This is a genomic window from Herbaspirillum sp. NPDC101396, assembly GCF_044767365.1.
GTDB lineage: Bacteria > Pseudomonadota > Gammaproteobacteria > Burkholderiales > Burkholderiaceae_D > Herbaspirillum.
Genome location: NZ_JBIWNT010000008.1, coordinates 62,683 through 75,316 on the forward strand (window position 1 = coordinate 62,683; position 12,634 = coordinate 75,316).

Here is a 12,634-nt window from a genome sequence, read left to right on the forward strand (position 1 = left end):
CGTTCCCCTATTTCCGTGAGAAATCCCGCCCGTAAAAAGTACAGGCGTGTGAAGGCATCGTGGCGCCGTGCGAGACGGCGCCACGTGTCAGATGGCGATCAGATGAAAAGCGTCAGTGTTTGTAGCGACTGCGGGTGCGCACGTGTCGGAGGCGCGCCTGCAGATGGCGACTATGAATGGTCGCTGCGACGATGAGTCCGCCGGCGATGGCGGCCACGATCAGGAAGGTATCCATATATCCCCCTAGGAAAAGATTACCTTTTATAGGCCAGAACGGCACTGCTACGCACCTGTGGATAGGCATGACATACGGATGCGTAGAACTGTCTTCGACTGGCTTGTAGAAAACATAACATGTTTACAAAATAATATGTCTCGGCAAAAGTAAAAAATATTCTAAGCAACAACATAAAAAGCACGGTCGTAATATTTTATGTCCTATAATCTTTCGATTACCTACAACAATGAGACGCCGCCATGCCTACTTCCGCCCTTCCAGCCGTGCTGCAGAACCTGCGCCTTCCCGTGATCGCTTCGCCGATGTTCATCGCCAGCAGCCCGGCGCTGGTGGCGGCGCAGTGCAAGGTGGGGATTGTCGGCTCTTTCCCGGCCCTCAACGCGCGCCCGGCAGAACAACTCGACGTCTGGCTGACGCAATTGCAGACCGAACTGGCGGCGTACAAGGGGGCTCATCCCGACGCCATCATCGGTCCGATTGCGGTCAACCAGATCGTGCACCAGTCCAATGACCGCCTTGCCCACGATGTGGAAGTGTGCGTGAAGCATCGCGTGCCGATCATCATTTCCAGCCTGCGCGCGCCACCGAAGGAAATGCTCGATGCCATCCACAGCTACGGCGGCATCGTGCTGCATGACGTAATCTCGATCCGTCATGCACAGAAGGCGCTGGAAGCCGGCGTCGACGGTCTGATCCTGGTGGCCGCCGGCGCCGGCGGCCATGCCGGTGCGCTGTCGCCGTTCGCGCTGGTGGGCGAGGTGCGCAAGTTCTTCAAGGGTCCGCTGATCCTGTCCGGCGCCATCGCCACTGGCGACGCCATCCTGTCGGCGCAGGCCATGGGTGCCGACCTGGCCTACATCGGCTCACGCTGGCTGGCGACCCAGGAAGCCAACGTCAGCGACGAGTATCGCCAGGCCATCGTCGACTCCAGTGCAGCCGATGTGGTCTACACGAATCTGTTCACGGGCGTGCACGGGAACTACCTGAAGAAGTCCATCGTCAACGCCGGGCTCGATCCGGACAATCTGCCGGAAGCGGACAAGACCAAGATGAACTTCGGTTCCGGCGGCGACACCAAGGCCAAGGCCTGGCGCGACATCTGGGGCGCCGGCCAGGCGGTCGGCCTGATGGACGACGTGCCGACCGTGGCGCAGATGGTCGATCGTCTGGAAGCGGAGTATGCGGCGGCGCGACAACGCTTGGCGCTGTAGTTCAACTGTAGTTCAACGACGGTTTCGAAGCCGCTCCGACAGACAGGTTCTGTCGGACAACGCCGCTATTTGCAAATGACTTTGTAACTAATGGCACTTCTCACGCACTTGTATGTCGTACGGTCTCAGACACCATACAACGTGAGGACTTTATGACCAGCTTTCTGCGCACCAGAAAAGATCGCCATCCAAAACCGGAAAACAAGGCGCGTCTGCCCCATGAGCATGACCAGTCCGGTGACAGCCAGCGCAGCGATGTCGACCAGAAGGAAATGCGACGCGCCTATCAGGACATCCGCGAAGGCCAGGTGGACACCGATCTGCGCGGCAGCGGCGGTCTCGACGAGATGAACAAGGGTCCCGGCAAACGCGCCAGCGAAGCACCGCGCAAGGATGACCCGTTCGACAAGTCACATTGAACCTTGCGCATGCATCGGACGTACTCAGCAGCGCGGAACAGCGCGCATTGACAGAAAATCAAGAGACGAAATTTTCCGGTAAATTGGCCTGAACAGGCTGCCATGCCGCCAAACGATACGCCGCTGATCAGCGGCGTATTGCATTTGGGCGGTCCGTTTTTGCCGGGCCCGGCGCGGTAACGCCGCAGCGTCAGTCAAAGCCGGGAAGCGGCAATCCAGTCGCGGATGATGGTGAATAATTCCTGCGGCTTTTCCATCGGCGTCATGTGGCCGCAATCGCGGACGATTTCAAAATGCGCTGCCGGAATGCGCTGCGCCATTTCTTCCGACTCTTCCACCGTACGCAAACGGTCGGCATCGCTGGCCACGATCAGCGCCGGGCAATCGATGCGGTGCAGGTCGGCATAGCTGCCGTCGCGCAGCGTCGACAACTGGCGCAGGAATACTTCCTTGCCGTTTTTCAGCGCCATCGCTTGCAGGCGTTGCAACAGCGCAGCGTCGCCGGCACGGTCGGGATGCAGCGACGACGCCAGCGCACGCGAAGTCAGCCCCTTGAACGGCGCCTTCTCCGCCAATGCAATCTGCGCCAGCGTAGCGGCCGATTCCTGCGCGCTTTGCGGACGCGACGAAGTATTCAGCAAACCCAGGCCGAGCACCCGCTCCGGCGCTTTCAGCGCAATCGCCTGGGCCACGAAACCACCCATCGAAAATCCGAACAGCACAAATTGTTCCGGCGCATTGGCCAGCACCCGATCAGCCATGGCGTCCAACGAATTGTCCTGGCCGAGGTCGCCGAAATGCAGCGTGCCGAGCGTGGCCAGATCGCTGCGCATGTCGTCCCACAAGGACGCGTTGAGCATGAAGCCCGGTAGAAAAACCAGATCCCGCATGTTGTTGTTCTCTTCCCAATCAGCTGATTATTTTGGCATCGCCGGTTTCTCGCGCGCCTGCAACGTCATGACATCGCCGTCCGCAGCAAACAGCTCGAGCGTGCGGCCGGTGATCTTGTAGCGCTCCAGCGCCTGCAGCCAGTCGAGGAAAGTCGCCTCGAATTCCATGGCCTTGCCCGGACAGGCCATGCGTGTTGCCGCGGCATGCCCGATAGTCAGGCGACCGCCGTCGCGCAGCACGTATGGGGCGTTAAACGGATTGCACCAGGCGCGGCCGCTGACACTTGCCTGGGCGCCGTCGTCCTGGAAGCTCAGGATCACCGGCGCGCTGCCCTCGCCGCCGCGCGGGATCTCATGGCCCGGCCAGCTGGTCAGTTCCCAGCGCACGCTGGTCAATGCGGCGCCGTCGGCACCGCTCGGTTGCGAAGCGCAGCCTGCCAGTCCAAGCAGCGCCGCCAGCATTGCAATATATCTTTTCATGATGCCCTCTCCATGGTGAAAATCATTCCAGCCATTTGGCCCGGCTGGCCGCCAGCGCCACCGCGATGCACAGCGTGCCGATGAATGCCAGGCCCGCCTGCAGGCCGAAGCCATGCGCCAGGAAACCGACTACCGGCGGCCCGATCAGGCCGCCGCTATAACTGAGCGTGGCGACACCGGCCAGCGCGATCGCGCCATGCCGTCCGGCCGCGCTGAACACGAACGGAAACACCATCGCCACGCCGGTGCCGGCGATCGCGAAACCGACGATGACCAACGGTATATTGATCGCCGCGACCGCAATGAACACGCCCACCGCCGCCAGCAACGAACCGAAGCCGACCACCTTGCGCGCGCCCCAGCGCTCCTTGAGTCGGTCGCCCACCAGCCGCGCCAGCAGCATCATGCCGGCAAACCCGGCATAAGCCAGCGGCGCACCGCCGTCGCCGGCGAGCATGTGATCCTTCATGTACAGACCGCTCCAGTCGGCAATCGATCCCTCGACAATCGCACCGCAGAAGCCGATCAGACCAAGCGCCACCAGGTGGCCGTGCGGAATGGCGAAGATCTTCTTGTCGGCGCTCGGTTCCGGCCGGTCGTTCGGCATCGCCTTGTACCCCAATCGCAGCGGCAGCAGGAACACCGCGGCAAGTGCCGCGAAATGCCAGAACGGCGTGACTTCAAGCGCCGCCACCGCGCTACCCAGCAAGGCGCCGCTGAAGGTGCCGACGCAGAACCACGCATGCAGCAGCGACATGATGGAACGCCCGGCCTGCTTTTCCGCCACTGCGCCCAGCGCATTGATGGCGACGTCGAAGCAACTTGACGCAGCGCCATAGATCGCGCTGAACAACATCAGCAGCGCCAAGTTGGGGGCAATGCCGAGCGCCGGCAAGGTCAGCAGCAGGACGAGGCCCGCATACCACGCGGTACGTCGCGGCCCGTAATGCGCGTTGAGCCATGCCGCCAGCGGAAACGAGCCGACCGCGCCGATGCCGCCGCACAGCAAGACCATGCTCAGCGTGGCCGCGTCGAGCTGCAGGTTGTCGCGGATTGACGGGATGCGAGCCGCCCAGCTGGCGTACAGCAGGCCCAGCAGGAAAAAGAAAAATGGTATGGCGCTGCGGCGCCAGCGAGCGCGCAATGTCGATATGTCGGAAGTCACGTCGAGGGTGGGGCCGAGAGTCTGGTCGGTTGTCATGCAATCAAGAGAGGAATAAACTTCGGTCAGCTGCCATTATCTCCCATCCCGCATGCGCGATGATGTACATTCCATTCACCATAGCAGCGGTTTCAACTTTTGCATGCCCAACCTCTCCGACCCGACACTTACACTCCAGACCCAGGCCCTCGACGCGCTGCTCGCGCTGCAACACCTGATCGACGATTACACGCCGCTGCATGAAGACCGCGTCGCCACCCTCGCACTGCAGATCGGCCGTCGCCTGCAACTCGCGGCGCCGCGTCTGGAAGCGCTGCACATGGCGGCGCGCGTGCATGACATCGGCAAGGTCGACATCCCGCTGGAGATCCTCAACAAGCCCGGCAAGCTCAGCGATGCCGAATTCACCGTGATCCAGACGCACGCACAGACCAGCTACGATGTGCTCAGCCGCATTTCGTTCACGCTGCCGGTGGCCGACATCGTCCATGCGCATCATGAATACCTGGACGGCTCGGGTTATCCGCGCGGCCTGCGTGGCGACGACATCCTGCTGGAGTCGCGCATCCTCACCGTCGCCGACATCGTGGAGTCGATGTCCGAAGACCGCCCCTATCGCAAGAGCCTCGGCATGCCCGCCGCGCTTGAAGAAATCAGCCGCCTGCGCGGCATCCGGCTCGACCCGGACGCGGTCGACGCCTGCCTGCAGGTCTGCGGCAACGCGCCCTGACAAGTTCCGCTACACTCTTGGCATTGCCGCGACAGTACGGACGCGCGGCGCCATAACAATCAGGCAGCGCCTCACCGGTAGCCGCCGATATCCAAGAGACAATCTCATGCCAGAACCGATCGCCGCCACACAGCGGGATTTCATCGTGCGCCATCCATTGCTGACCGCCCTCGCCCTGTCGCTGGGCACCGCCATCGCACTCGGCGTGGCGCGTTTCTCCTACGCGCTGCTGTTGTCGCCGATGCGCGCCGACCTCGGCTGGCCCTACCTGATCGCCGGCGGCATGAATACCGGCAACGCGCTCGGCTACCTGCTCGGCGCGCTCGTCACGCCGCCGCTGATGCGTCGCTTCGGCACCCACAAGTTGCTCATCGGCGGGGCGCTGGCGACGGCCTTTTTCATCATCCTGTCGGGATTGTTCACCGATACCGCGACGCTGCTGGCGCTGCGTATCGTGACGGGCGCGGTGAGCGCCTTCATCTTTATCTCCGGCGGTATCCTGATCAGCCGACTGGCGGCGCTGCATCCGCAACGCGCAGGATTTCTGCTGGGCCTGTTCTACGGCGGCAGCGGTATCGGCATTGTCGCCTCGGCATGGCTGGTGCCGGCCACCATGGCCGCCGCCACGGCGCACGGCGTGGCTCATAGCTGGCAGTGGGCATGGCTGGCGATGGGACTGCTGAGCCTGGTGGCGACCGCTTTCATGGCGCCGCCGGCGCTGCGCATTCCGGCGTTGCCGCCGCAGGCGCATGGCGCAGGACACTTCCGCATGCGCACGCTGAGCTTCGGCCTGACCGGCTATTTCATGTTCGGCCTTGGCTACATCGGCTACATGACGTTCGTGATTGCGCTGCTCAAGGAACAAGGCATGGCGGCGCCGATGATCACGCTGTTCTACACCCTGCTGGGTCTGGCAGTGATGGCGTCGTCGCGACTGTGGGCCGGCATGCTGGACAAGTTCAAGGGCGGCGAATCGCTGGCCATCCTCAACGCGCTACTGAGCGTGGCGACGCTGCTGCCGGCGGTGACGGCAGCGCCCATCGCGGTATTCATTTCGGGCTTGCTGTTCGGCGGCGTGTTCCTGTCGGCGGTGGCGTCGACCACCGCGCTGGTGCGCCACAACCTGCCGCCGGCCAGCTGGTCGCTCGGCATCAGCGCCTTCACGATTGTGTTCGCGGCGGGCCAGATCGTCGGCCCGAGCATCGTCGGCTGGATCGCCGACCGCAGCGGAGGGCTGCAGCAGGGCTTGCTGTTTTCGGCGCTGTCGCTGCTGGTCGGCGCGCTGCTGGCATGGCGCCAGCGACCGCTGCACATGCTTCAGAATTAAGCACCCAGTTTCACACTGACAGTGGGGAAAACTATCTCCACCTGGCTTGCCTTGCCCAGCATGTCGGTCAGGAAGTTCAGGCCGACGTGGGTGATGATCTCGACAATGTCGGCATCGCTGTAACCGGCGCTGCGCACCTCGACCAGGTCCAGCGCGCCGATCTTTCCCTTCTTCTCCAGCAGGCTGCGCGCAAACTTCACGGCGGCTACCACCTGCGGGTCTTCTCGCGCGACGGTTCTTTGCGCCGAGGCAATGCGTGCACGCACCGGCGTAGCCAGCGTGCCGCCGTCGGTAATGCCATGCAGGCCGAGGAAAGCGCGCAACGCCGCCGGCGAGTTGGCGAAGACCTTCAGAAAATCCGGCACCATGCCGAGCTGATCCTCGATGGCGGCCAGCAAGGCGGCCTGTTCCGGACTGGCGTCGGCGGTGTCGACGAGTTTGATGCGTGCCATGCGGGCGGCCTTGACGATGGTAGAGATGCGAGAAGTGTCCCCGATCTCGGGCATAATCCGAATACCCTGAAATCACAATTAGCCATTACAAAAACAGGAACAATATGGACCGACTCGAGTCGATGGCGATTTTCCTGGCGGTGGTCGATGAAGGCGGATTCGCCGCCGCCGCGCGCAAGATGAAGATCTCGCCGCCCGTCGTCACGCGCGCCGTGAGCGACCTGGAAGCAGCCATCGGCGTGCGCTTGCTGACCCGCACCACGCGCATCGTGCGCGTCACCGACGTCGGCGCGCGCTACGCCGAGGATTGTCGCCGCGTGCTGGCCGACGTCACCGAAATGGAAGACCTGGCCGCCGGCGCCCACGGCGCGGTACGCGGCCGGCTGGTGGTCACGGCATCGGCCATGTTCGGCCGCATGTACGTCACGCCGATCGTGATGGAATATCTGCGGCGCTATCCCGAAGCCGAAGTCGAATGCCGTTTCGCCGACCGCATCATTAATCTGATGGACGAGGGCATTGATGTGGCGATCCGCATCGGCCAGTTGGCCGACTCCAGCTATCAGGCGATCCCTGTCGGCACGGTGCGACGTGTTGTCTGCGCCTCGCCTTCCTATCTTGCCGAACACGGCACGCCGCAGACGCCGGACGAGCTCCGGCAGCACGTGATCGTCTCCTCCAACGGCATCTCGACCTCGCCGGACTGGCGTTTCACCAAGGGCGATGCGACCACCATCGTGCGCATTCAGCCGCGCATGACGGTCATGTCAAATGATGAGGCCATCATCGCCGCGCTCGACGGCTTCGGCATTACGCGCGTGCTGTCCTACATGGTGGCCGCGCCGCTCTCGGACGGCCGGCTGGTGGAAGTCTTGCGCGGCCATGAAACGCCGACGCTGCCGGTGCATGTGGTGCACCATGAAGGCCGCCACGCCGCGCGCAAGGTGCGCGCCTTCTTTGACCTTGCTGTCGGGGAACTGCGCGGAGAGCGACCAGGCGTGGATTGAGCGGCTAGGGAGAGGGATTATTCTCGAAACGGGAATAGTCCATTGTCCCGGGCGGCGATTCTCATCATCTGCGTTATCAGCAACACTGGTGACTCCTACAACACACCACCTGGAGCTGCCATGAAACTTTACTACCATCCCCTGTCCGGCCATTCGCACCGTGCCCGCCTGTTCCTCTCGTTGCTGGGCGCGCAACATGAACTGGTGCTGGTCGACCTGAAGAAGGGCGAGCAAAAATCGCCTGAACTGCTCAAGCTGAACCGCTTCGGCCAAGTCCCCGTATTGCAAGATGGCGACACCGTCGTCAGCGATTCCAACGCCATCCTGATCTACCTGGCCAAGTCGCTCGGACGCACCGACTGGCTGCCGGAAAACCCAGCCACCGCAGCCGCCGTGCAACGCTGGTTGTCGGTCGCCGCCGGTGAAATCGCCCGCGGTCCGGCTGCCGCCCGCCTGGTCACCGTGTTCGGCGCACCGATCGATGCCGACGATGCCATCCGCCGCGCCCACGCCATCCTGACTCTGGTCGAGCAAGAACTGGCTACACGCACATGGCTGGCGGCGGACCAGGCCACCATCGCCGATATCGCGCTCTACTCTTATATCTCCAGCGCACCCGAAGGCAATGTCGACCTGAGCGCCTATCCGCACACCCGCCAATGGCTGGCGCGGATCGAAGCGCTGCCGGGCTTCGTCGCATTCCAGAAAACTGCCGTCGGCCTGGCCGCTTAACCCATAAGGCATAAGGAGCGCCATCATGACTTCGACACAACCGACGCCCACAGCATCGACCCCGCCGTCCGCCTCTCCGTGGCATGAGGGCGAGCTAACCATGCAGCGCAGCGTCGGTGTCGTCGAACGCATGGTCGGCCCCGGCCGCAACCAGATGGGGCGGACCTGGATGCCCGACCAGCATCGCGAGTTCTATGCGCAGTTGCCGTTCGTGATCCTCGGCGCCGTCGATACCGAAGGTGAAGTGTGGGCCACCTTGCGCGCCGGCCGGCCAGGCTTCATGCACGCCGACGTCGCAGAGAAACTCACCCTCGAACTGGCGCGCGATCCGCGCGATCCTGCCGACGCCGGCATGGAAGACGGCGACGGCATCGGCATGCTCGGCATCGAACTGCATACGCGCCGCCGCAACCGCATGAACGGCCTGGTCAGCCGGCAGTCGGACGAACGTTTCAATATCGACGTGACCCAGGCCTACGGCAACTGCCCGCAATATATCCAGTTGCGTCAATATGAATTTACCGATGCGCCGCCCGGACCGGTGAGCAAGCTGTCGGCGCTGGATGCCGACGCCGCTGCCATGATCCGCGCAGCCGATTCGTTTTACGTCGCTTCGTATGTGGTGCGCGACGGCAAGAAACAGGTTGATGCCTCGCATCGCGGCGGCAAACCGGGCTTCGTGCGCATCGACGACGACGGCGTGCTGACGATTCCGGATTTCTCCGGCAATCTGTTCTTCAACACGCTGGGGAATTTTTTAGTGAATCCACGCGCCGGTCTGGTGTTTGTCGATTTCCGCAACGGCGATCTGCTGCAACTGAGCGGACGCGCCGAGGTCATCCTCAATGCGCCCGAAGTGGCTGCCTTCATGGGTGCGGAGCGCATGTGGCGCTTCACGCCGCAACAGATCGTGCGCCGCCCCGCCGCGCTGCCGCTGCGTTGGATCGACGTTGCTGCCGGAGCGTCGCCTAACGCACTGATCACCGGGAGCTGGGAAGACGCCGCCGCACGGCTGAAGGCGGCAGAACTGGCCACGCAATGGCGGCCGTTCCGCGTCAGCAAGATCGTCGACGAGACTGCGGCCATCCGCTCGTTTCATCTGCAGCCGAACGACGGCGCCGGCATGCCGGGCGTCTTGGCCGGACAGCATGTCTCGGTGCGGCTGCCGCTTGCCGGAGGTGACACCCAGATCCGTCAATACACCTTGTCGAGCGCGCCCTCGGATGCGTTCCTGCGCATCAGCGTCAAGCGCCAGGGATTGTTCTCCGAGCACCTGCATGCGGCGATCAAGGTCGGCGACATCATCGAAGCGCGTGCACCAGCCGGCAATTTCGTCATCGATGCGTCGGCGCGCCGTCCCGCCGTGTTGCTGGCGGCAGGCGTCGGCGTCACGCCGATGCTGGCAATGCTGCGCCACCTGATCCACGAAGGCATGCGCAAGCGTTACCAGCGGCCGGTGTGGCTGTTCCAGTCGGCGCGCAGCAAGGCCGAGCTGGCCTTCGGCGAAGAGATCGCGGCGCTGGTCAATGCCGGCAAGGGCGGCGCGCGTCACGTGCGTGTGGTGAGTCAGGCCGACGACGGGATCGGGGCCTCGGGGCGTATCGATATCGCCTTGCTCAAGCAGACGCTGCCTTTTGACGACTACGATTTTTATCTGTGCGGACCCGCGTCATTCATGCAGCAAATGTATGACGGCTTGCGCACCATGAACGTGACCGATGCGCGCATCCATGCGGAAGCCTTCGGTCCTTCCGGCTTGCAACGTCAGGTCGACGAACAAGCAATACAAGTCCCGTTGAAACCAGCTGCGACCGACGCGGTGCCGGTGCTGTTCATGCGTTCGGCCAAGGAGGCGCGCTGGACCACCGAGAGCGGTTCGCTGCTGGAGCTGGCCGAACAACGCGGCCTGAATCCCGAATCAAGCTGCCGCGACGGCCGCTGCGGCACCTGCCGTACACGTGTGCTGCAAGGAGAAGTGACTTATGCGAAAACGCCTGAGTTCGCAGTGGCGGAGGATGAAGCGTTGATCTGCTGCGCCATGCCGGCGCAGGGTTGCACGACGCTGCATCTGGAGCTGTAATCAGCCCTCGTGCAGCATCGATGCCTGGTCAATGCATCAGGTCAGATGCTTGCGCAGCGAATCGGTCAGCGCACCGCAGGCTTCATCGGTGCCGATCGTGATGCGCAGGAACTGATTGATGCGTGCGCTGGTGAAGTGGCGCACGATGATGCCGTCGCCGCGCAGCTTGGCGGCAAGGCCGGCGGCGTCATGTTGCGGATGGCGCGCGAAGACGAAATTGGCGGCCGACGGCAGCACCTCGAAACCAAGCGCCGTCAGTTCGCCCACCAGCTTGCCGCGGCTGGCAATGACGGCGTTGCGGGTGCTGTCGAAATGCGCGTCGTCTTCCATCGCGGCCGTCGCGCCGGCAATCGCGATGCGATCCAGCGGATAGGAATTGAAGCTGTTCTTGACGCGTTCCAGGGCACTGATCAGGTCGGCGTGCCCGACCGCAAAACCGACCCGCAGGCCGGCCAGCGAACGCGACTTCGACAGCGTTTGCACCACCAGCAGATTCGGATGCTGCGCCACCAGGTCGATGGCGCTGTCGCCGCCGAAATCGATATACGCCTCATCGACAATCACCACGCGGTCCGGATTGCCGGCCAGCAGACGTGCGACTTCGTCGAGCGCCAACAGGCAACCGGTCGGCGCGTTCGGATTCGGGAAGATGATGCCGCCGATGGCGTCGCCCTGGCCGAGATAATCGTCGACGCGGATCGTGAAATCCCCGGCCAGCGGCACTGCCCGATAATCCACTTCATACAGGCTGGCGTAAGTCGGATAAAAGCTGTAGGTGATGTCCGGGAACAGGATCGGCGCGCCATGCTTGAGCAACGCCTGGAAGGCATGCGCCAGCACTTCATCGGAACCGTTGCCGACGAACACCTGCGCCGGCGACAGACCGTGGCGCTTGGCGATGGCCAGCTTGAGCGGTTCGGCATCCGGATTCGGATACAGGCGCAGGTTGTCGCCGATTTCCTGCGCCATCGCGGCGATCGCCTTGGGCGACGGACCGTAGGGATTCTCGTTGGTGTTGAGCTTGACCAGCTTGCTGATCTTGGGCTGCTCGCCGGGGGTGTAAGGCGTCAGGCGGCTGACGATGGGGCTCCAGAATTTGCTCATGGGAATGGTTTTCGCGCTGGTTCTGCAATAAAACAGCAATGGTAACAAACCCGGGCGCGACGCGCGTCAACTGGGAAGCCTGCTGGCGCATTAAGGGCATGCGCAAGGAGGGTTGCGCGACGTGCCTGGGAGCAACTGCGCATTCAAAAAATGCGATGCCGGGCTCGACATAACAATTCGATAACAATCGATAACGATACCGAAGGAAGCACCTGCATGGCCACAGAATACGAAGTCCCAAGCCCGCACGAACATCACCTGGAACACGTCGCCGAACATAATCACGGCAGCGGCGACAACTTCGCCGGCAAGATCGCCGTCATGACCGCCATCATGGCGACCGTGGGCGCGTTGTTCAGCTACCAGGCCGGCTCCACCGAGAGCGCGGCCGCGATGAACAAGAACAACGCCGCCATCAAGAAGACAGAGGCCGCCAACCAGTGGAATTACTACCAGGCCAAGTCCAGCCGCCAGAACCTGGCCGAACTGGCCGCAACGATTCCCGGCGTGGATTCAGCGAAATACAACGCCGCCGCGGAGCGCTACAAGTCGGAGAAGGAAGACATCCGCAAGATCGCCGAAAAGCTGGAAGCGGAATCGAAGGAATGGGACGAGCTGTCGGAAGTCAAACTTCACCAGCATCACCGCTGGGCGCAGGCCATGACAGCGATCCAGATCGCCATCTCGCTGGCGGCGATCACCCTGCTCACGCGCAAGGACTGGCTCAAGAAGATTTCGTACACCGCAGCAGGCGCCAGCGTGATTCTGGGCTCGCTGGCGGCGATGCATATCTGAGCCACTG

The 12,634-nt window shown here is 63.0% G+C and carries 14 protein-coding genes; 8 read left to right on the forward strand and 6 right to left on the reverse strand.

Translation table 11 applies throughout. The features are described 5' to 3' along the window. Positions 1-112 precede the first annotated feature (112 nt). Positions 113-235: a hypothetical protein gene (locus ACIROY_RS23535; RefSeq protein ID WP_402278890.1), complete on the reverse strand. Its 123-nt coding sequence runs from the start codon at positions 233-235 to the stop codon at positions 113-115. Positions 236-477: 242 nt separating this feature from the next. On the opposite strand from ACIROY_RS23535, the gene ACIROY_RS23540 reads away from it, so the two are divergent. After that, positions 478-1,449, forward strand: coding sequence for an NAD(P)H-dependent flavin oxidoreductase (locus ACIROY_RS23540; protein WP_402344598.1), 972 nt, complete (start codon positions 478-480; stop codon positions 1,447-1,449). A gap of 152 nt (positions 1,450-1,601) precedes the next feature. Next, the gene (locus ACIROY_RS23545) at positions 1,602-1,868 is read left to right on the forward strand and encodes a hypothetical protein (protein ID WP_116435977.1); all 267 of its coding nucleotides are present in this window, start codon (positions 1,602-1,604) and stop codon (positions 1,866-1,868) included. 194 nt (positions 1,869-2,062) lie between these two features. Here the strand turns inward: ACIROY_RS23545 and ACIROY_RS23550 are convergent, their stop codons facing one another. From ACIROY_RS23550 to ACIROY_RS23560, 3 genes are read right to left on the reverse strand one after another with little or no spacing between them, the layout of a single operon-like run. Then, a complete protein-coding gene (locus tag ACIROY_RS23550) occupies positions 2,063-2,758 on the reverse strand; it encodes an alpha/beta fold hydrolase (protein WP_402278885.1) in 696 nt (231 codons plus the stop codon). Positions 2,759-2,785: 27 nt separating this feature from the next. Beyond that, complete coding sequence (locus tag ACIROY_RS23555) at positions 2,786-3,238, reverse strand: META domain-containing protein (RefSeq protein ID WP_402344601.1); 453 nt, start codon at positions 3,236-3,238, stop codon at positions 2,786-2,788. 22 nt (positions 3,239-3,260) lie between these two features. Next, positions 3,261-4,439, reverse strand: a complete 1,179-nt coding sequence (locus ACIROY_RS23560) for an MFS transporter (RefSeq protein ID WP_402344604.1) — start codon at positions 4,437-4,439, stop codon at positions 3,261-3,263. A 103-nt stretch (positions 4,440-4,542) separates the two neighbouring features. Here ACIROY_RS23560 and ACIROY_RS23565 point away from each other — a divergent pair, with 103 nt between their 5' ends. Then, on the forward strand, positions 4,543-5,130 hold the full coding sequence (locus tag ACIROY_RS23565; protein WP_402344607.1) for an HD-GYP domain-containing protein: 588 nt from the start codon (positions 4,543-4,545) through the stop codon (positions 5,128-5,130). Between the two features lie 106 nt (positions 5,131-5,236). Continuing rightward, the gene (locus ACIROY_RS23570) at positions 5,237-6,457 is read left to right on the forward strand and encodes a YbfB/YjiJ family MFS transporter (protein WP_402344610.1); all 1,221 of its coding nucleotides are present in this window, start codon (positions 5,237-5,239) and stop codon (positions 6,455-6,457) included. Here ACIROY_RS23570 and ACIROY_RS23575 read toward each other — a convergent pair. Further along, entirely contained in the window at positions 6,454-6,909 is a 456-nt protein-coding gene (locus ACIROY_RS23575) for a carboxymuconolactone decarboxylase family protein (protein WP_402278876.1), read from the reverse strand. The two genes, ACIROY_RS23570 and ACIROY_RS23575, sit on opposite strands and share 4 nt — an antisense overlap. A gap of 104 nt (positions 6,910-7,013) precedes the next feature. Here ACIROY_RS23575 and ACIROY_RS23580 point away from each other — a divergent pair, with 104 nt between their 5' ends. The 3 genes from ACIROY_RS23580 (at position 7,014) to ACIROY_RS23590 (ending at position 10,728) form a co-directional block, all read left to right on the forward strand. Further along, positions 7,014-7,916: a LysR family transcriptional regulator gene (locus ACIROY_RS23580; RefSeq protein ID WP_402344613.1), complete on the forward strand. Its 903-nt coding sequence runs from the start codon at positions 7,014-7,016 to the stop codon at positions 7,914-7,916. Between the two features lie 120 nt (positions 7,917-8,036). Then, a complete protein-coding gene (locus ACIROY_RS23585; protein ID WP_402344616.1) occupies positions 8,037-8,648 on the forward strand; it encodes a glutathione S-transferase family protein in 612 nt (203 codons plus the stop codon). Between the two features lie 25 nt (positions 8,649-8,673). Beyond that, a complete protein-coding gene (locus ACIROY_RS23590; protein WP_402344619.1) occupies positions 8,674-10,728 on the forward strand; it encodes a pyridoxamine 5'-phosphate oxidase family protein in 2,055 nt (684 codons plus the stop codon). A gap of 36 nt (positions 10,729-10,764) precedes the next feature. On the opposite strand, the gene hisC is transcribed toward ACIROY_RS23590, so the two are convergent. Then, positions 10,765-11,832 (reverse strand): histidinol-phosphate transaminase, encoded by a 1,068-nt coding sequence (gene hisC, locus ACIROY_RS23595; protein WP_402344622.1) that lies wholly within the window; start codon positions 11,830-11,832, stop codon positions 10,765-10,767. 216 nt (positions 11,833-12,048) lie between these two features. On the opposite strand from hisC, the gene ACIROY_RS23600 reads away from it, so the two are divergent. After that, entirely contained in the window at positions 12,049-12,627 is a 579-nt protein-coding gene (locus ACIROY_RS23600; protein ID WP_402278867.1) for a DUF4337 domain-containing protein, read from the forward strand. Positions 12,628-12,634: the final 7 nt, after the last annotated feature.